We start from the raw sequence: 18,853 nt of genomic DNA, 5'->3' as shown, positions 1-18,853 counted from the left end.
CCCATCAGTCGCGGTGCTGGAACTTCACGCTCAGCCACGGGATGGGCCGGCCCGCCAGCTCCTCCACGCGGCTCAGAAAGGTGTCACCAGGCCAGCGCGCCTGGTGCTGGGCATCGTTCAGGCGCAGGGTCTGCGGGGCGCGCTTGTCGCGGCCGTGCAGCTCGCAGCGCATCACGGCCATGGCCGGGTTCTTCTTCGTGCCGTCACCGGTGCGCATGCGCACCTGCTCCATCTGGCCCGCCCAGGCCAGCTCAGGCTCGCCCACGGGCTGCAGCGCATCGTTGAAGGCGCTCAGGTAGATCTTCACGGGCTGCGACCGGTAGGTGGCCACATTGCCCCGCGCCAGGGCCAGCAGCGAGGCGTCCTGCACGGCCAGGCCAATGTCCATGGCGGGGTACTGGCCGCCGCCCTCCATGTCCTGCAGCGGGCTGACCGAAAGCAGGCGGCCCGCGCCCTGCCAGCTCACGCCCATGCGATCGAGCGCATGCGTCCAGGTGCACAGCCGCACGGTACCGGTGGTGAACTGCATCTCGACCAGGTAGACCACGCCGGCTGTGGCCGCATCCATCTGATCGCTGTGGGCGCTCACGCGAACACCTCCTCAAACGCCAGGCTGAACCCCGGGAAACGTGCGCCCAGCTGCTTCATCGATGGCGGGTCGCCGTCCATGATGAACAAGGCGGTGGGCTTGACCAGCAACAGCGGCGCATTCGCCGGCACGGCGCTGCGCAGCGGGGGCTCAAACGTGATGGTGGCCACGCCGCCGCCGTCGCTGTTGATGCTCTGGCTCAGGCGCTTGAGCTCGCCGTTCAAGCCGATCCAGGAACCAGCCTTGAGGATCTTCTGCGTGCTCAGCGTCCAGCCCTGGGTCACCAGGGAGTTGCCGGTGCCGCCGAACGTCACGATCGGCGCGCCGCCCGCGGGGCCCAGCGGGGCCTCGCGCCGCCAGTCCCAGATCCGCGCACGGTTCACACCGCCGCGCAGGCGATCGATCCAGGCCTCCCACTCGGGCACCTCGTCGCGCCGCAGCGGCCCGGTGCTGATCATCACGCGCCAGCGCGGCGCGCCCACGATATCCACCTGGGGCGAGCCGTCGATGCCGCGCTGAACTTCCTGGGGCACAAGCAGGCCCCAGTCCACCTCGGCAGGGCGGAGCGCAGGGGGCCAATCGAGGATTTGAGGCATGCCCCAGTGTGGGCAAGCCGGGCCGCCAGTTGCAGGGGCCAGCTGGGGCCCAGCGCCTCACGGCGCAGGCGTCATCAGGCCTGGCCGCGCGCCATCTCTTCCATCAGCTCGGCCTTGGCCGCCACCATGGCCTGGCGCGCCACCTGGGCCACCTGGGCCTGGTCGGTTCGCGCATCGATGTGGATCGAGATGTGCTGCGTCACCGAGGGGCCACCGCGCCCGCCCACAGCCTGGGCCACCACATCCAGCGGTGCCATATTCTTCATCTGGCCCTTGGTGTAGACGCCCTCACCACGCTGCAGGATGGCCGGCACCTCATCGTGCGCCAGGCCGCCCGAGTGGTAGCGCCGTGCGCCGGCCCAAGTGCTCACCGGCATCGCACGGGTCCAACCCTCGCTGGCACCCATGATGGCGCCGGTGTGTGCAAAGTTCCCAGGGATGACGGCAGTGCCTGCGGAGCCATTCACACCTCCAAAGCCGCCAGAAGGGCCACCTCCCGCCATGCTGAAGAGGCTAGCAATCAGGCCGCCACCGCTGGAACCGGAGCCAGCCGCTGCAAGAGCCGCGATAGAAATGCTCGCATTCGCCGCGGCCGAGGCCATAGCGTTGAGTGGCAGCACTGCAAGACCCATGTTGGTGGTCAAGGTGGCCCGTGCAGCGGTCTCCGCGCCAATCGCCGCCGTCTGCGTTGCGCCTCCAGCCGCCCCACCAGTTGGCCCCGATAGCCCGATCAGATTGGCCAGGAAGCTACCCGCCTGCTCCATCGGCTTGGCCAACACCGAACGGAACGCAAACTTTGCCGCCTCACCCACAGCAAAGTCCGCCAGGCTGGCGATGTTGAGCTTGCCCGTTTTGACGTACTGCACCCAGGCGTCCTCGCCCGCGCGAAGCCAGCCGCTCTGGAAGTCGTTGTAGCTCTCCCGCATCAGCCTGGTGGTGTCCTGCCAACCCTCCAGCATGCGCTGCCACTCGGGTTTCAGGTCCTCGGCGAGGCGGCGATTGATCAGCAGCACCTGGTCCGCCTTGCGCTGTTCCAGAACGGCCATGTCCTTGTCCAGACCGGATACCGAGGCTGGGTCAAGCGTTTCGGCCTGCGTACGCTTCTTCTGGATCCCCGCGAGCTGCTCGTCGTAGTAGCGATTCAGCTCCTGAATCTCCAGCATCGCCCGTTCCTTGGCGCGCCGGTAGGGGTCGGCGATGAGATCCACGGCCCCGGCCGCATTGCTCACCCGCAGCTGCTCGCTGAACTGAGCCAAGGCCTGCCGCTTTTGCAAGAAGTCCGCAATGATCTGGTCGTTGGCTTGCTTGGACGCGGCCGCACGCTCACGATCGGCTTTGACTTCGAGGCCTGCCGATTCCTCGGTCATGGCATTCCGCCGGGCCCACAGCTCCATGACCCGCCGCGCCGAGTCGAACTCCAGCTGGCTGCGCTGTGTGGTCAGCTCGATCTGGCGAACCTCGCCCTCCGACATCAGCTGGGCGCGCTGGGCCTGGAGCTCCAGCAAGCGGGCCTCCTGCTGCTTGGCGGCATTGCCGTCGCTGGGCTTACGGAGCGACTCAGCCCGGATCTGGGCATCGATGTAGCCGATCTGCGCATCCCGCTGCTTGGCCAGCGCGGTAGCCTGCGCGCTCATAGAAGCCAGTGAAGCCTTGGTGCCCTTCTGCTCGGCAGCGATCTGGGCTTCCACCACCTGAATCTGGTCCTGCAGTCCCTGGCGCTCGAGCGCGACCTTTCGGTCATAGAAGTCGTTGAGGCTGACCAGATCCTGGTTGCGCAGATCCTGCAGCGTGTCACGCTGGCGCTCCAGGGCGGCCTGCTTGCCCATGGCCAAGGATTGAACCAGCGAGAGCTCCAGCTGTGCCACCGCACCCATGCGCGCCGCACGCTGCTCGGCGCCAGCCAGATCCTGCTGGGCGATCTGGGCCCGAACTGAACTGGCGGCCTGGGCTTGGGCGAGCACAATGGCATTGTTCGCTTCAATGGAAGCGGCTTCCCGGTCCCTCAACTGCCGTTGGACCTCGGCGACCTTGCTCTCGTCTTGCGCGCTGCGCTCCGAGCTGCGCACCAAGTCTCGATTGAGCTTCTCCCGTTCATCTCGCAGCTTTTGTTCGTCGCGGGCTTGGGCGTCGGCCCACAGCCCCTTGGCTCGGTTCTCCCCCGCTCGTTGCCGGTCCTTCTCGAACTGATTCAGCTGCGCGTTGATTTCCTTGATGCGATCCTCCGCCGCAACACCTCTCCCTCCGACGGCACCGACCATCATGTCCCAGGCCTTCTTGGAGGTATCGAAGACATGCTCCCAGGCATAGGCCAGTCCAGTCAAACCCTCTCGGACCTTGGCCTCACGCTCAGCCATCGCATCGGCATAGGCACGTTGCGCGACGGCACCGGCTTCTAGAACCATGCCCTGCGCCACAAGAGCCTGGATCTGGTCGTAGACCGAGACGGTCAGGTAATTGACCCCACGATTCAACCGCAAGGTGGCTTCCAGCGGTGCTCGGCCCAGTTCGGCGAACCGCTGCGCTGTGTCCTCCAGCGGCGCATCGAGGGTGCGCTCCATGCGAATCGCAAGCTCGGAGAACTTTGCCAGGTTGTTGCCGGCCACTTCGCCGGTCGCCGCCATCAGGGCCAGTGCTTCGGCAGCTTTGCCTTGCGTGCCTACAGCGGCTGAGATGCGCTGGGCCATCAAGCCCATTTGCTCGGCCGTGGTGCCCGCCGCATTGCCCGTCATGATCAGGGCGCGGTTGTAGGCCTGCGCCTCCCGAGCCCCCTGCTGATGCGCCAGCAGCACCACCGCGCCGGCGCCGGCCAGGCCCATCAGCCCCAATCGCACCGGGCCCACCGCCGCCGCGAGCTCACGGAACATCGGCCCGATGCCGCCGAAGCTGTCTTTGATCTGCCCACCCTGCTGGATGGCCACCAGCCATGCCGGCTGGCCGCTGGCCAGGCTGGTCACCACATCGGTGATCTGCGCCGGCAACAAGCGCCAGGCCTGGGCCGTTTCGCGTGCGGTCTTGCCGCTGTTGTTCAGCAGCTGGGTGGTGTTGCCCAGGGGCTTGTTCGCCCCATCCGCCTTGCGCCCGAAGTCATCGACGGCCTTGCCGCCCTGGTTCACATTGAGCACGAACTCGGCCACGCCGTCCGCGTTCAGCCGGATGCCCAGTTCTTCCGTGTTGCTGCTATTGCTCATCCAAGGCCTCCAGCGCGGCGCGCTCCATCTCCTGCAGCTGCACGAACAGGCGGCGCTGCTTCTTCATCTTCAGCAGCCGCATCACGGCCTCGGCCTGCAGGTAGCAGATGCCGTCACGGCGCCCATCGGGCCGCCATTGCCACTTGGTCTGCAGGCGCATGAAGAGCTCGACGGCCTGCCAGTTCTCCGGCCAGACCACGAAGGGCCCGCAGGGGTCTGACTCGTCATCGGCATCACCGGCGCCCAGCTCCTCCGGCTCGGGCTCCATCTCCTGCGAGTCCAGCCAGGCCTGCGCCTCGGCGGGATCCATCCCCTGGCGCACCAGGTCATCGACGCGCTGATCCTCCACCACCTCATGCCGGCCGGGCCGCTGAGCCAGGGCCCAGCGGCGCGCGGCCGCTAAGCGTTTTTTCGGGCGGCCACCCCATTCATGGCGGCCAGGTAGGTGGCGGCGATCGCCGTGGCCATCACCGGATGCCGCAGCAGCTGCTCCAGCTTCGCCTCGCTGAAGGGCACCAGCGAGCCCTCGGCATTGCGCAGCACCGGCCAGCCCTTGACCACCTGGCGGGCAATCTCCACATCGCTGGGCACCTGCTCGCCATCGGCCAGGCCGATGCCTCGGAAGCGGTTCAGCTCCGTCTGGTCCACCGCTTCGAACTGCAGCGGCAGCTTCACCACCACGTAGTCGTCATCCTTGGGCACCGGCACCCGCACGGTCCAGTTGAAGCGCACCGGCGCGGCGCCCAGGATGAACTCCAGCTCAGGGCTGGGGCTGTTCTTGTCTGCTTGTTGGCTCATGGTTCGACGCTCAGGTGAAGGTCAAGGTCAGCGCGTTGCGCACCACATGCAGCTCACCGCTCAGCATGGCCTGGCCCTGGTCATTGCCCAGCTTGGGCTTGAACATCTGAGCCTTGGGAATGGCGATGGTGCAGATGTTGCCGGCCACGTTGCCGTGGGTGATGGTGAGCGAGTCGGTCAGCGCATCACTCATCACACCGCCGGTGCCCAGAAAGTTCTTCTGGGCCACGGTCGGCAGCTCAATGGTGACGCTGCCGCTGGTGTTGCGGTCGATGATGCTCACATCCTCACGGCCGGTGAGGTTGCGGTACTGCACATCGTTGTTCTGGTTCACCGAGAAGCTGCTGAGCAGCGCGGTCAGAGCACCGAAAGTCACCGTGGTGTTGGCCTTGTTGCAGGCCATCGGCCGCGGCATCGGGGGCTGGGTGGGGACCGGCAGGCCGGCGTCGATCATGGGTGTGCGGAGGCCGATGCCCTTGAAGGCGAACACCACCTGCTTCTTGGCGTCAAACTTCAGCTCCCAGCTACCGCGCACGCCCACGATCTTCTGCATCACCTGGTCCAGGTAATAGTAGAAGGTGGCGCTCTCGTCCAGCGTGTCGATGTGGGAATAGACGATGCTGGTTCCCGGGGTCAGCACCCGCGCCATGCCGCAGCAGCGCAGGATGGGGTCGAAGTTCGGTACCGAGCCGGCCTGGCCCAGGGGCGTGCCGCCACCGCGCAGCGGGAACTCGAAGCTGATCGTGCTCCAGACAGCCCCCACGATCTTCTCGTCCTGGCCGAAGGTGTTGCTCACCGTGGCCTGGTCAACGGTCTCCATTTCGACGGGGTTCACGTCGATGTTCATCACCGCCAGCCAGTTCGCCGCGGCCGTGGGCGTGGAGTCCTCGCCATAGGTCGCTTCGGGCTTGGCCAGCAGCATCTGCAGCTTGGCTTTCATGGGGGATCACTCCTCGGATTGCGGGGCGTCGCCGGCGGGCTCTTCGTCGAGCACCAGGCTGCCATCGGGTTGACGGATCCAGCAGCCGCCATGGGGCGGCAGGGGCTGGGGCGCAGCCGCGGGGGCCGGGGCTTCGGCGGGTGCTTCAGCAGCAGCTGGGGCGGGGCTGTTTTTCTTGGGTGCAGCCATGTCAAGGCTCCTTCGGTTGAGGGGGTGCGGGTGGATTGATCGTCACGCTGATGCCCAGCCGCTGCTTCACCAGCAGCAGCACCAGGTCGATGAAGCTGGCGGTGCCCAGGCCGCTGAAGATGCTCAGGCCCAGCAGCAGAGGCAGATCGCCGGCCAGCTTCGTGTAGCAGGTCAGGAACACCGCGAAGCCCCACGCCAGGCTGTGCAGCACCGAGCCCAGCACCACGCGCCAGGTCAGCGCCTGGTTGCTGCGCAGCAGCAGGCCCAGGGCCAGCATCGAGGCCCCCGCGCCGCCCATGAGTGCAAACACCAGCCAGAGGCTGGTTTCGTCCACCGCGTTCTGCAGCGTGGTCCAGCCCCGGCTGGGGGTGGTTTGAGGGTCAGACATAGAGCGCCTCCAGCTCCAGGACCACCCACGCCACGGGCGCGTCCAGGCCCTGGCTGTAGGTGGCGTTTTTGATGTACACGGCATCGAGCGGCGCCGGCTTGGCCGCCTGGCACCACTCGATCACCTCTTGCTCCAGCTGCTCCTCGAGCTGCTCGACGCGCAGGCTCAGGCCGGCGGCGCTCAGATCTGCCACCTGGCCATAGGCCACCAGGGCAAAGCTCAGCGTGCTGTCGCGGTGCTCTGCGCCCACCTCGCCGCTGAAGGCATTGCGGCCGGTGGCGATGAAGGTGAACAGGCCCTGCCGCAGCACCGCATCACCCACCTCGGCTGGCTCCTGCATGCCGCGCTCCACCCGGCGCGCCGGGTACATGGCCGCAAAGCTGGCCTGGGCGGCCGCCAGGGCCAGGCCGCGCCGGTTCGGCCCGGCGCTCATGCCTGGCCTCCGCGAGCTCGGGCCAGGCCTTCACGCACCGCCAGCACCAGGCCGCTCTGCACGGCCGCCCGGTGAGCGTCAGCGGTCGGCTTGACGAATGGGTGCGCCTTGATGCCCTTGAACTTCACATGCCGCGACCAGGCCAGATAGCGAGCCTGCAGCTGCTCATCGAACTCAGCAGCCCGCTTGCTGCCCTTGCGAGGCTTGCGGAACTTCGGATTGGCCGCCTGGGCCAGATTGACCAGGCGGCGGCGCAGCCACTCCACGGCCGGCAGGCCTTCAGCAAAGCGCGGCAGACCCTTGCCCGGCTTGCGGCCCTTGTCCACCCACTTGGCGTAGTCGGTGTTCGGGTGCACGAAGTACTCAAACGCGCTGCGGCGGGCCACCAGCACGCTGTTGGCCATCACGGTCAGGTCCTTGGGCGCCTTGATGCGCAGCGTCGACGCGACCTGGTTGGCCAGGTCGGGCAGCGCACGGGCCAGGGCCTGCTGCACGCTACGGCCGGCGCGCCGCAGGCGGGCCGCTTGCTCTCGGGCGTTGTGCCTCATGGCGCCGCCTTCCACTCGTCCAGCAGCTGCGCGCTCAGCGCCGCCGGCGTGGCATTGCGCGGCGTGCCGCTGAAGCCATCGCGCACCGTCACCGGCTTGTTCGCACTGCGCATGGCCAGCTCGCGCATGGCCTCCACCTGGGCGCGCAGGATCAGCAGGCTGCGGTCCACCGGGTTGATCGTGCACTCCTCGGCCGTGGCGCCGACCCGGTGCTGACAGAAGTACCAGAAGCGGAAGGCCGAGCCATGCGCCAACAGGTGCGCGGCGCTGGGGGCCGGGTCGAACACCAGGCTGTTGTCATGCACGCTGACACGCGGCAGCGCGCCGGCGTAGCCCGGCATCCAGGGCTTGCCCGGCCGGCCGCCCCAGAGGTGGGTCTTGTAGCTGAGAAAGTCCGCCAGCACCGGGGCCGGCAGGGGGTAGAGGTCCTGGTCCGCCACCAGCGTCACCGCGCCCAGCTGGGTGCGGGGGCGCTTGCTGCTCATGGCAGCCAAGGCGGCGGCCAGGAAGCGCTTCCAGTCGGCATCGAGCGGCGCCGAAAACACGCTGGCTGCGTCATGCAGCGAACGCTGCAGGTCCGCCAGCAGATCGGCTTCGCTCATCGATCCGGACATGGTGCGCTTGCTCCTCTTTCTTTGCCGCGCGCCGGCTTACTCGGGCGCGCCGGTCTTGGCCTGGGCGCGCTGCAGCTGCAGCTCGGTGATGGCCGCCAGCAGGCTCTTGCGCGGGGTCTCGCTGGCTTGCTCGAGCTGCAGCAGCCCGGCCAGGGTCTCATCGCTGTGCTCGGCCAGGCCGGCCGAGATCACCTTGACCGAGGCGGCCAGCAGCTCGCGCAGGTTGGCCAGGGCGCGGGCAGCGGCGGGGTCTTCACCCTCGCCCTGGCCCTCCTGGCCTTCAACCAGGCTATCGCCAGGGCTGTCCGTGCCCAGCGCTGCGGCCGGCTCGGGATCGTCCTGATCGGACACCTCGACCTCGCGGCCGTCAAAGGGCGGGATCAGAACGCCGCAGATGATCTTGAACTCGGGCGTGTCGTTCTGGACGTAGCGTTTCGGCATGAAGTTCTCCAGTCCCTGCTGACCCCAGACCCGCCCGAACCAGCGTTCGGGCGGGGGCTCTCAGGCTCCAGGGGGGGTGTGGCTTAGGCGGCGCGAGCGATCCGGCCAGCGGCGCTGTACAGCACCAGCGAGGTGTTCGCGTTCTTCCGCATCGAAGGCGTGTGGCAGGCGATGTACTGCTCGCCATAGCCCTCGGTGGCACCGATGAAGTTACCGCTGGCATCGCGGGCCTGCTCCAGCGGCTGCATCGAGAAGGCACGCAGCATGCGGAAGCGGGTGTTTCGGCTCTCGCCCACGATGATCCGGGTGTCACCGATGAACAAGCCCGGCGCCTTCGTGTTGAAAGCCGGGATGCCCTTGATGATGCCCACGCTGCCGTCCGGGTTCAGGCCATAGCCCGGGCGCGAGCTGTTGGCCTGGAAGGTGGTGGCGTTGCTCAGCGCGTTGTCCACCGCGCCGCTCAGCAGCAGCATGCTGGCGGTGTAGTAACGGTCGGTCTCGATCGCCACCTTGCGGCCGCCGATCAGGTTCAGGCCCCGGTCATAGGCAGCGCCCACGGTGTCCGGTGCGGCGCCCACATCGATGTTGAACTTGGCCGCGTTCAGCGAGTAGCTGCCCACCACGCTCAGCACCCAGCCATTGGTCGGGGTCTGCAGCACACCCAGCTCGTTCACGAAGCGGAGCTCGCCCAGGTTGTAGTCCATGACGTAGTAGAGGCCGGCCGCCAGCGTGCCGCCGGTGTACTCCTGCCGCTGGACCGCGTTCAGCGTCACCGTCAGGGGGTTGAGCGTCGCGCCTTGCTGCACGCCCTTCAGATCGAAGTACTTGCGGGGGCGCACCACCGGGAACTGCGTGGTGACGAAGATCTTGTTGACGCCATTCACCTGCGCGGTCAGCACATCGTTGAGCGGCGCCACCAGGGCCTCGTCGGCGCTCATGACGATCTCGTTCTGGATCACCCGGTCGGTGTCCTCGGCCGTGATGCGGGTAATGTTCTGGATGTTCTCCGCGATCGGCTCGAAATCGATGGGCGCAGCCTGCAGCAGGTAGCGCATTTCATTGGTGGCCTGGAAGGCCAGCTTCTGCGGCAGCGGCCGGGCCTCTTCCGAGGTCTGGATCAAGCCAGCGCGCTTGATGCCCTGCCCTTCATAGGTCCTCAGGCCTGCCACGCCCGCAGCCGTTGGGTCGCGGTAGGAGAAGGGGATCAGCACCGAGCCCGCAAAGGCCGCCGTGCCCACATCCACATAGTTCAGGCCCACCAGAGAGTAGAGCTGCTCACGCAGCACCGTGCGCTCGATCACCGCCGGCACCGAGGTGTCAGAGATCGAGCCCACGCCACCGGACAGCAGCTTGTGCTCGTTCGCCAGACGGTGGCCCCACTCGTTGTCGAACTGAGCCAGCGCTTTCTCGGCAAAGTCCTTGTTCTCGGCGAGCAGCTTGCCGCCGGTGCGCTCGTAGCGCTTGGCATCGCTCAGGCGCTTGATGCCCAGGCGGGTGTCGATCTGGTCCTGCAGGCTCTTGATCTGGTTGCTGCTGTCCACGGTGATGTGGACGCTGCCAGACGGCGGGCGATAGCCCAGGGTGGCCAGCTGCACCGCGGCGCTGGTCTTCTGGGCTTGCGACAGCAGCACCGTGGCCATGGTGGTCACCTGGGCGTCGCTCAGTTCCTTGGTCACCAGGGGTTGCGCCTGCTGGATCAGCTCGCTGCGGGTGGCTTCGTCCAGCGAGGCGTCAGCCTGGATGGTGTCGCTCAGCAGCTTGACCTTGCCGGCCAGCGTGGCGGCATCGGCGGCGGCCGTGGCGGCCTGCTGGGCCAGGAGGCGATGCACCTCGCCGGCCACATCCACCGGGGGGGCGATGGTCAGCGAGATCGGGCCCGGCTGGTGGCCCGAGGCGCTCAGCGTGCGGATCTGGTTGGCCAGCGCTTCGCCGGCCGATTCAAAGGTGGAGACCACGGCGAGGCACTTGGTCTCGTCTTGGCCGGCTTCAGCCAGCTGCTTCCGCGCAGCAGCCAGGAGGGGGGCGATCTGCTCAGGGGTCAGGCCTTGAGACAGGAGCTTTTGATTCAGCTTTTCGATCGGGTTCATGGCGTCGAACTCCAGGGAGTTGATGAGGTTTTGAGAGATGGCCAGCTTGATCCCGGCGTCCGATTCATCGTCAGAGCCAGAGAGGCTCAGCTGGATCGGATCCAGGCGCTTGATGACGGGGCGGGTGGTCAAGCCCGCGCCGAGCAGCACACATCCATGCGCCGCCCCTTGTTCGTTGTCAGTCCAGGCTTCGTGGTACTCGGCCGAGAGATAAGCGAATCCACGCTCTTTGACCGCCTCCATCCCGAAGGGGGTCCACTCCACCAGCGCACGCAGCTTGCCGTTTTCCACCGCGAGCTTCAGCACCTTGGCTGCAGCTCCGTTGGTCGGCTTGTGGTCCACATCGAAGAACACATCCTGACCCAGCACCCGCGCGTCGAAGTTCCGCACCATCTGGGCCAGCATGGCCGGCGTGATGGTGAAGGTGCCATAGCGCGGATCGGTGAAGGTGCCCGCTCGGGTCACCGTCACCCAGCTGCTCTTCGCCCCCTCGGCCAGCTCGATCCTTCCAGACAGATAACGCACCAGTCCAGGTGCGCCGCTGCCCTCAGACAGAAAAAAATGACGCGCAGCCGCCCGAGGGAGACTGCGCGTCGAAGGCCCGGCGAAGGGTGTGAGGATGTGCTTCATGGTGGCGCCATCTTCTGGCGCCATGGCTGACATTTGCAGGGCTGCCGCAGGGGCCGCTACACGCCTTCCATCAACGCGATCGCAGCCTCACGGCGCGCCACCAGGCCGCCGAGTTTTCGGCCCTGGCTGTAGACCCACTTGCGCAGCTCGGCGGGCACCAGGTCCCACTCGCCGGCGTTGACCCGGCGCCGCAGCGTCGACGCCGCCAGCCGGCCCGCGCCCAGGTTGAACACAAAGTCCATCAGCGCAGCCAGGCGGCCCGCGCCCTGCACCCCTGGGCACAAACGCAGCACCGCCGGCAGCACCACCGCCCGCAGCTGCCACTGCAGAAGCGCCTCGGCACGCTCTCGCGTGATCGGCGGGTCGCTCAGGCGCACGGCCTGGCCGTTCTCGTAGCGGGTCGACCCGTAGCCGATAGTGGGCACGCCGGCCGGGCAGAGGTAGGGCGCCAGGCGCAGGCCCTCAAAGCGCCGGCAAAGGGCCGCGGCCAGCGCCACCGGATCCGGCAGCTCGACGGGCTCAGGTTTGGCTGCAGGCCTGGCCAAGGCCGCCAGCGCTCGCGCGACCAGGCCGCTGTCGAATCGGCTCACCGGCGGCTCACTTCCCGCGCTTGAACAGCGCGCGATCGGCCACGTAGATGCCCAGCACGGCGCCGCACAGCTCCCAGCCGCGGGCATCCAGGGCCCACCAGGTGCAGTAATGGCCGGTGATCATCACCACGGCCCAGGTGGCCAGCGCCGGGCGGATCAGCGCATTCCAGGCATCGACCCAGGAAAGCCCCGACTTGAATCCCGTCAGCTTCACCGCCTCCTGCCAGGCCGAGGCCTCCAGGCCGCTCACCTGAGCCTCGGCCGCCACCTGGATCACCTTCACCTTCAGCGAGGCCTGCTGCGCGTGCGCCTCCAGCTGGCGCGCATGCTGCGCCGCCTCCAGCCGCTCCTGCAGCTCGATCCGCTCGATCTCGTAGCGATGCTCCTGCCGCCGCGTCCAGATCGCTGCGAGCTCACCCCACAACATCCGGAACACCGAGCCACCGAAGAAGGCGAGAAGGCTGGTCAGCATTGCGAGACTCTCCGGCAGGAGATGGGGCTAGGAAGATATGGCATGCTGCAACGCAAACCACCGAGAGTGAACATGGAAAAGGCCACGGAAGAGACCGTTAGGGAGATATTTCGAACGGCTGAGCGAAACCGAGCTGCCTCTGAAAAGATGGCAGGCGACGCTGAACAGTTCGGCCAACGAATTACTCTCGTAGCGCTTGCGATCGAGCTCTACCTGAAAGCTTTGCTTGCAGCTCACAAGAAGGCCCACGGCGGTATGCATGAGCACGACAAACTTTTCAAGCGACTGCCCGACAGCACAAAAGCTCAGGTTCGGGCGCGCTACAACGCCGAAATGATGAGACCCGAGGTGACGACGAAGATCATCGCGTTGATGATGCGGATGCCCGCCGGAGTGACCCTGGACTTCGATTTCGACAAGAACCTCACCCTGGGTTCCAAAGCATTTGTCAAATGGCGATACAACTATGAAGACGCAGACAAGCTTCCAGCCCTTCCGACGTGCTGCGAAATTTGCGAGGCACTCAGGCAGGAGTTGATTCACACGGTGCCCGACCTCCCGGTTATTGAAACAACTGGCGACAGGTTTATGGTGTTCGTGCATCGCGGCCAAGGATAGGTAACAAGTCGGCGTTCTCGTCCACGCTGATTGTTCTACTGAGGTCAGGCCAACGCTTTGGGCGTGCCGTCGAAATACTCGTCTGCGGTGAAAACGAGACTGCCGCCCACATCATTCGAGCTTTCAATAAGCGCGGCCGAGCCGGATACCAACGAAACAACAATTTCGTTGTCGGCCCAGAAGACATTGAACAGCACGCCGACAGTGCCACCAGGGCCGACATCGGGGATGTAGCCGATCTTGGTCCAGCTGCGCAAGTCGGGCGAAGACCAGACATCAAATCCGCGAGTCGCGCCGTTCAGTGATGTGTCCCACATCGACAGCCAGATCGCGCCGCCTCCGGGGATCGCCAGTCCAATCAGAGGATCGCGCACCGCCGACAAGTCTGCTTTTGCGCCGCGAGTCGATGCCATCGCGCCATAACGGCTCACTGCTGTGGCATTCCAAAACGTCTCAGAATTAGCCCGATCTGTCAGATACGCCCCAACGTCACCGCCGAACACGATGTCTCCAGTTCGGTAGTAGTCCGTGAAGCCGTCGAGTCGAGCGAGCGCATGCCAACCCGCATACTTGTTGAAATCGGGCAGCGGAGTGTTAGCCGGTGGCGTAGCGGCTGCCCCATCCCACCGAATGATCCCGCTAGTCGGATCGTCGCCGAAGAGGAAATAGACATACCCGGTGGCCGGATCTTGGACTACCCCATGGCCGTGGCGCACCTGGGAAGAAACCCCGTTGGTGTTGAACTCCAAGAATACGGACCAGGTCAAGCCCAGGTCATTGGATCTAAGCACGCGGACCTGGTCGTTTGTTGAGCCGGGAACCCGACCGTACGCAACGTTGTACTCATTGATAAAGAGGACCCAGTTGCCTCCGATCTTTGCGATGCAGACGCTTCGGCTGTGCAAGATGCGGATGTTGGTGGGATGGGTGCCACCCTTGGAGCCGATGTCCAAGACAGCATTGCCGTTGTCAAATGCCGCCGCGTTGTTACCTACAGTGAGGGTGTTGGCAGTGATGGAACCCGCTGCCCGCTTCGCGTAGTAGAGGTAGCCCTTGCCGCTGGTAGCGCCAGCATTGCTGGTGACGCTGAACAGTAGGTTTCCGTCCGGCAGCGCCCATGCGCCTGTGATGAGGCCATTCGTGATAGTGGCGCCGGTCGAAGTCTTGAGACTCGAAGTCAACGTGGCAACCTGGCCCGTGGGCAGGAGAGCGGATAGAGGTCCTGTTGCCAGCGCAACTTGCGCCCCATACATGCCTACCTGTTCCGGCAACCGTGCCACTAGGACAAACTCCCCACTATCAAGCTGCGTGAGGATCGATTGTTCGAGGGCCCGCACCTTTTTTAATGTACGGACTTGCCCAGCCCCTGACACCAAGGACTGCAAGCGAGAGTCCGAGAACTTGCCAGTGACTGGATTCACCAAGAGCGGAACCGAGGGCGTTGACACCTCCTGAGCCCCACCATCTTCGACAAACGCACCCTCGCCCGGCTGCAACAGCACGCCGCCAATCACCCGAGGCCCCGAAGCCTTGTTCTCCACCCAAACCTTGCCCATCTCGCTCTCCTGCAAAGGACCAGGCCCAGCCCTGGTGCCAAACTGCAGGAGATTGGAGATCCGCCATCCGGACATTTGCAGCCACTGCCGGGCGGCCCTACCCCGTCAAAAATGTTCGCAGCAAGCCCGGAACGCCCCAGAAACCCGCGAGAATCCTAGGCCGCGCGGAGCTGGCCCCGGCCAGCCACCACGCCAAAATCCACCCGCGATATCGCCAAAGTGGCGGTTCGCAGCAAGCGTGAGACGGGGAGCCAAATTCAAAACCCCCACCATCGCAAGATGCTGGGGGTTTTTTCTTGCCCTGCCAACCGGCCACGCCACGATCTCCGCCCTCGGATCCACCCCACATGAGCTCGAAACCCGCATCGCCGCAAACACTGGACGCCCTCCGCCAGGGCGGTCTGCAAGGCTGCAGCCACCTCGACCTGCGTGGCTGCGGACTGCAGGAGCTACCCGCTGAGATTCAGCGTTTGGCCGCCAGCCTGGAGGTGCTCGATGTTTCCAGCAACGCACTGAGCCAGCTGCCCGACTGGCTCGCCGAGCTGCCTCGGCTGCGCATCGTGTTTGCCTCCGGCAACCGCTTCACCGAGCTGCCCGAGGTGCTGGGCCGCTGCCCGCAGCTGGAAATGGTGGGCTTCAAGAGCAACTGCATCGAACGTGTCAGCGGCGCCGCCCTGCCCGCGCGTCTGCGCTGGTTGATCCTGACCGACAACCGCATCGAGACGCTGCCGGCCGAGATTGGTCGCTGCGCGCGGCTGCAGAAGCTGGCCCTGGCGGGCAACCGGCTGCGTGAGCTACCGACCGAGCTGCAGCACTGCCGGTCGCTGGAGCTGATCCGCGTCTCGGCCAATGAATTGCAGGCCTTGCCCGAATTGCTTTTGCAGCTGCCACGCCTGAGCTGGCTGGCCTTCGGCGGCAATCCGTTCAACCGCGAGTTGGAGCAAGCGGCGTTGGAGCACACGCCCCTGCCCACCCTGCCCTGGCCGCGGCTGCGGCTGGAGGCGCAGCTCGGCGAAGGTGCGTCCGGCGTGATCCACCGCGCGCTGCAGATCGATGCGGGCGAGCTGGTCGCCGTCAAGGTGTTCAAGGGCGAAGTCACCAGCGATGGCCTGCCCGCCAGCGAGATGGCCGCGGCCCTGCAGGCCGGTGCCCACCCGCATCTGATCCCGCTGCGCGCCAAGCTCAGCGCGCACCCGAACGATGCCCAAGGCCTGGTGCTCGATCTGATCAGCCCGGCCTTTCAGAGCCTGGCCGGCCCGCCCAGCCTGGCCAGCTGCAGCCGCGATGTCTACGCCGAGGACACACGCTTCAGCCTGAGCGCCCTGCTGCGCATCGCCCGCGGTATGGCCTCGGCCCTGGCCCAGCTGCAGGCACGCGGCCTCAGCCATGGCGACTTCTACGCCCACAACATCCTGCACAACGGCCAGGGCCAGGCCTATCTCGGGGACTTTGGGGCGGCCTCCTTTTTGCCGGCAGAGGCCAGCGCGGCGCAGCGGGAGGCAGTGGCACGCATCGAGGTGCGCGCCTTCGGCTGCCTGCTGGAGGAATTGCTGGCGCGCTGCGAGGACGCGAGCCCTCAATCTCTGCGGGCCCTGCTGACCTTGCGTGATGCCTGCCTGGCCGAGGACGCCGCACGACGCCCCTCGTGGCCCTCCATCATCCGCAGCCTGGAGTCACAGGCATTCTGAGGGTCTGCAGCGCTCAGACACGGCGCCAGAGCCGCTGATGCAGAGCATCTGCCTGGGCACGCTCCAGGCAGGGGATGTCCAGCGCCCGCTGCAGTTTGGAGCCGCCCTGGGTGTCGAGCTGCAAGTGCACCAGCCCCAGGCGGCGATCCAGCGCATTGCTGGAAAAGCGCAAGGTCTGCACACGCGAAGCGGCCACGATCACCCAGCGCTGCGTGAACACACCACTGCGAAAGACCAGAACATCGTCGGTCAGCGCATAGGCCGAAAACGCAACCCAGGCGCGTGCGTACAGCCACCCGGCCGTCAGGAGCATGGCGGCGATCGCGGCAATCCCCCACCAGGGCAGCGCCCAGTCCCGCCACAGGCCGGCGGCCAGCAGCAGCACCAGGCCAAGCGGCAGACCCAGTCGCCATTGCCCGTAGAGCAGACGGCGCAAGCTGGGCCGCCCCAGGCGCTGCCACGACAGCGCAGACCAGCTCAGGCCTGGCAGGCACAGATGCAAGAGCGCCTGGGCTTGCGCCGGTGTCGCCAGAGGCGCCATCTCGCTGAACTGGCCGACTGGCCCCAGCCCTTCACTCTCTTGATGGGCGGTATCGCCCGCCACCGACACCGCCAAACGGCATCGGCCCAGCCGGCGCTGCAGCCAGCTGGCACTGAGCTCCCAGCGCTGCAACCGAGGCAGACGCGCTCCCGCGCGCACCCGGGTGCTGAGGCCATGCGAGGCCAGCAGGCGCTCGCCCTGCAGCTCGAGGCGGAAGCCGTGATACCTCAGCACCGCCAAGACCACCGAGAGCAGGCGCGTCATCAGCAGCACCATCAGCACGGCGCTGAGGCCCAGCATCAGGAGATGCAGCCAGCGGTGGTCTTTCATATCGTCGATGAACAGCCGCCCCAACGCGCGCGCAGGCGCCCCCAGCCACTGGCCGAGCAGACGGCGCGCCTGATCATTGGGCATGACCGCGCCAAAAAAGGCGCCCACCAGCAACATGCCGCCGTTGGAACTCAGGCCCAGCAACACGATCTCGCGCAAAGGCAGGGTCAGCAAGACGCGGGGCGAGTCCGCGTCGACCGATGCGGACTGGCTGGCCTGGATCGGCATCGCTGGCGCGGCTTCGTCACTGACCTCGGCACGCTGGCCACGCAGAACGGCCTCCAGGCGGGCCGCCTCGGCCAGGCTCAGCACGGCCATCACCGCCTCGGGCTTGCCGCCCGCGGCTGAATCCAGGCGCAGCACGGTCACGCCCAGCAATCGGTGAAAAAACTGGCTCTGCTGGCTGATGTTGTGGATGCGCGCAAACGGGATGTGGCGCTGGGTCCGATCCAGCAAGCCTTCGCGCACCAGCAGCTCGCTGCCCAAGACCTGGTAGCTGAAGCTGCGGGTGTGCAAGACCGCCCACAAGGCATACAGGCCCAAGGGACCGATCAGCCAGACCGACCACGCCGAATCGCGCTGCCCCAGCAGCAGATAGGCCAGGATGGGCAGCAACAGCTGGCGCGCGACCCCGCCGACGGCAAACAGCCAGGACAGGGGATGCAGGCGGCGCTGCACGGCCGCCCCAGGCTCGCCCGGCGCGCTGTGGCCGGCCTCACTCATGCTCACCCCGATGGCGCGGCAGCAGGCGCTCGCGCAGGCGGTGGGCCAGGGCCTGGGGCAGGCCGTCAATCCGGGTGTGGTGGTCATGCGTGCCGGCCGTGTGCAGGCTCAACGAAGCCATGGCCCAGCGCCGGTCCAGCGGCCCCTGGCTGACATCGAGATGTTGTAAGCGCGCCATCGGCACCCAGATCTCGCTGCGCCACCAGACCCCGTCGTAAAGCACCACGCCCTCCTGCTCGCGCAACTCGGCCCGGTACAGGGCGTGGCGGCGTGCGCCATACCACCAGCCCAGCAAGGCACCCAGCGCCAGCACGGCAAGCCCGATGCCGAGCAGCACCGGGCGGTCGACTGCGTTGCGGCGCAAGCTCAGCAGCAGATGCAGCAGCAACAAGGCGCCACCCGGGATGGCCAGCATGAGCGCGTACTTGAACCGCCAGTAGCGGCCCAGCTCAGGCAAGGTGTCCAAGAGGACGGGCGGAGAAGACAGTTCGTGATCCATGCACAAGGCTCCTGCGCGTGCCGAAGAGGGTGCACACCCTCTGCTCGCTGGCTCGCGTCGCCGCGCATTCTGCCTGCGGACGGTCGCGCCGGGATGCAGCCGATGCCACGCGGCCTGCGGCCCATCGCCTGGCTGCAGCCGGAGCGGCCCGGTGCTGGCTACAGTCAGCCCCAGTCCCCACTGAGGCCGACCGCATGAAACTGCTGCTCTGGTTGATCCTGCTCGTGATCTGCTGGCCCCTGGCCTTGATGGCCTTGCTGCTCTGGCCCCTGGTCTGGCTGATCAGCCTGCCCTTCCGCCTGATCGGCATCAGCGTCGAGGCCGTCTTTGCCCTGTTGCGCGCCCTGCTCTTTCTGCCGGCGCGCCTGCTCGGTCACCGCGACGCCTGATCACAC

The 18,853-nt window shown here is 66.5% G+C and carries 21 protein-coding genes; 3 read left to right on the top strand and 18 right to left on the bottom strand.

The features are described 5' to 3' along the window. Positions 1-4 precede the first annotated feature (4 nt). The 15 genes from OOB33_RS10630 to OOB33_RS10560 all read right to left on the bottom strand — a co-directional run bounded on the left by OOB33_RS10630 (position 5) and on the right by OOB33_RS10560 (position 12,503). A complete protein-coding gene (locus OOB33_RS10630; protein ID WP_271008635.1) occupies positions 5-589 on the bottom strand; it encodes a hypothetical protein in 585 nt (194 codons plus the stop codon). Further along, positions 586-1,185: a hypothetical protein gene (locus tag OOB33_RS10625; RefSeq protein WP_271008634.1), complete on the bottom strand. Its 600-nt coding sequence runs from the start codon at positions 1,183-1,185 to the stop codon at positions 586-588. Before OOB33_RS10625 ends, OOB33_RS10630 begins: the two co-directional genes overlap by 4 nt. A 74-nt stretch (positions 1,186-1,259) precedes the next feature. Next, the gene (locus OOB33_RS10620; protein WP_271008633.1) at positions 1,260-4,373 is read right to left on the bottom strand and encodes a phage tail length tape measure family protein; all 3,114 of its coding nucleotides are present in this window, start codon (positions 4,371-4,373) and stop codon (positions 1,260-1,262) included. Continuing rightward, positions 4,363-4,722, bottom strand: a complete 360-nt coding sequence (locus tag OOB33_RS10615) for a DUF1799 domain-containing protein (protein WP_271008632.1) — start codon at positions 4,720-4,722, stop codon at positions 4,363-4,365. Before OOB33_RS10615 ends, OOB33_RS10620 begins: the two co-directional genes overlap by 11 nt. A 50-nt stretch (positions 4,723-4,772) precedes the next feature. Then, the gene (locus OOB33_RS10610) at positions 4,773-5,171 is read right to left on the bottom strand and encodes a hypothetical protein (RefSeq protein WP_271008631.1); all 399 of its coding nucleotides are present in this window, start codon (positions 5,169-5,171) and stop codon (positions 4,773-4,775) included. Positions 5,172-5,181: 10 nt separating this feature from the next. Beyond that, positions 5,182-6,111 (bottom strand): phage tail tube protein, encoded by a 930-nt coding sequence (locus OOB33_RS10605; protein ID WP_271008630.1) that lies wholly within the window; start codon positions 6,109-6,111, stop codon positions 5,182-5,184. Between the two features lie 6 nt (positions 6,112-6,117). Then, positions 6,118-6,300: a hypothetical protein gene (locus tag OOB33_RS10600; RefSeq protein ID WP_271008629.1), complete on the bottom strand. Its 183-nt coding sequence runs from the start codon at positions 6,298-6,300 to the stop codon at positions 6,118-6,120. A gap of 1 nt (position 6,301) precedes the next feature. Further along, positions 6,302-6,688 (bottom strand): hypothetical protein, encoded by a 387-nt coding sequence (locus OOB33_RS10595; protein WP_271008628.1) that lies wholly within the window; start codon positions 6,686-6,688, stop codon positions 6,302-6,304. Then, positions 6,681-7,121: a hypothetical protein gene (locus OOB33_RS10590; RefSeq protein ID WP_271008627.1), complete on the bottom strand. Its 441-nt coding sequence runs from the start codon at positions 7,119-7,121 to the stop codon at positions 6,681-6,683. The genes OOB33_RS10595 and OOB33_RS10590 overlap by 8 nt, the downstream gene beginning before the upstream one ends. Continuing rightward, positions 7,118-7,669, bottom strand: coding sequence for a hypothetical protein (locus OOB33_RS10585; protein ID WP_271008626.1), 552 nt, complete (start codon positions 7,667-7,669; stop codon positions 7,118-7,120). The genes OOB33_RS10590 and OOB33_RS10585 overlap by 4 nt, the downstream gene beginning before the upstream one ends. Continuing rightward, positions 7,666-8,283: a hypothetical protein gene (locus OOB33_RS10580; protein ID WP_271008625.1), complete on the bottom strand. Its 618-nt coding sequence runs from the start codon at positions 8,281-8,283 to the stop codon at positions 7,666-7,668. Before OOB33_RS10580 ends, OOB33_RS10585 begins: the two co-directional genes overlap by 4 nt. 36 nt (positions 8,284-8,319) lie before the next feature. After that, the gene (locus OOB33_RS10575) at positions 8,320-8,724 is read right to left on the bottom strand and encodes a hypothetical protein (protein ID WP_271008624.1); all 405 of its coding nucleotides are present in this window, start codon (positions 8,722-8,724) and stop codon (positions 8,320-8,322) included. Between the two features lie 83 nt (positions 8,725-8,807). Next, positions 8,808-11,441: a phage protease gene (locus OOB33_RS10570; protein ID WP_271008623.1), complete on the bottom strand. Its 2,634-nt coding sequence runs from the start codon at positions 11,439-11,441 to the stop codon at positions 8,808-8,810. Between the two features lie 56 nt (positions 11,442-11,497). Then, positions 11,498-12,031, bottom strand: coding sequence for a lysozyme (locus OOB33_RS10565; RefSeq protein WP_271008622.1), 534 nt, complete (start codon positions 12,029-12,031; stop codon positions 11,498-11,500). Positions 12,032-12,038: 7 nt separating this feature from the next. Continuing rightward, positions 12,039-12,503 carry a hypothetical protein gene (locus OOB33_RS10560; RefSeq protein ID WP_271008621.1) on the bottom strand — a complete coding sequence of 155 codons (465 nt, stop codon included), beginning with the start codon at positions 12,501-12,503 and terminating at the stop codon, positions 12,039-12,041. A gap of 42 nt (positions 12,504-12,545) precedes the next feature. On the opposite strand from OOB33_RS10560, the gene OOB33_RS10555 reads away from it, so the two are divergent. Beyond that, entirely contained in the window at positions 12,546-13,121 is a 576-nt protein-coding gene (locus tag OOB33_RS10555; RefSeq protein ID WP_271008620.1) for a hypothetical protein, read from the top strand. A 44-nt stretch (positions 13,122-13,165) separates the two neighbouring features. Here OOB33_RS10555 and OOB33_RS10550 read toward each other — a convergent pair whose 3' ends face one another. Next, a complete protein-coding gene (locus OOB33_RS10550; protein WP_271008619.1) occupies positions 13,166-14,677 on the bottom strand; it encodes a hypothetical protein in 1,512 nt (503 codons plus the stop codon). Positions 14,678-15,024: 347 nt separating this feature from the next. Between OOB33_RS10550 and OOB33_RS10545 the strand changes: the two genes are divergently transcribed. Then, positions 15,025-16,365 carry a leucine-rich repeat-containing protein kinase family protein gene (locus OOB33_RS10545; RefSeq protein ID WP_271008618.1) on the top strand — a complete coding sequence of 447 codons (1,341 nt, stop codon included), beginning with the start codon at positions 15,025-15,027 and terminating at the stop codon, positions 16,363-16,365. Positions 16,366-16,378: 13 nt separating this feature from the next. Here the strand turns inward: OOB33_RS10545 and OOB33_RS10540 are convergent, their stop codons facing one another. Both OOB33_RS10540 and OOB33_RS10535 read right to left on the bottom strand, forming a co-directional pair. Continuing rightward, positions 16,379-17,959, bottom strand: coding sequence for a PH domain-containing protein (locus tag OOB33_RS10540; RefSeq protein WP_271008617.1), 1,581 nt, complete (start codon positions 17,957-17,959; stop codon positions 16,379-16,381). Further along, positions 17,952-18,458 (bottom strand): PH domain-containing protein, encoded by a 507-nt coding sequence (locus OOB33_RS10535; protein ID WP_271008616.1) that lies wholly within the window; start codon positions 18,456-18,458, stop codon positions 17,952-17,954. The genes OOB33_RS10540 and OOB33_RS10535 overlap by 8 nt, the downstream gene beginning before the upstream one ends. A gap of 194 nt (positions 18,459-18,652) precedes the next feature. Between OOB33_RS10535 and OOB33_RS10530 the strand changes: the two genes are divergently transcribed. Next, positions 18,653-18,847 (top strand): hypothetical protein, encoded by a 195-nt coding sequence (locus OOB33_RS10530; RefSeq protein ID WP_102767601.1) that lies wholly within the window; start codon positions 18,653-18,655, stop codon positions 18,845-18,847. The last annotated feature ends 6 nt before the right edge of the window (positions 18,848-18,853 follow it).

Source organism: Paucibacter sp. B51 (assembly GCF_027863535.1).
GTDB lineage: Bacteria > Pseudomonadota > Gammaproteobacteria > Burkholderiales > Burkholderiaceae_C > Paucibacter_A > Paucibacter_A aquatilis.
Note: the sequence above shows the minus strand (reverse complement) of the source record. Positions and strands in the feature narration are given on the sequence as shown.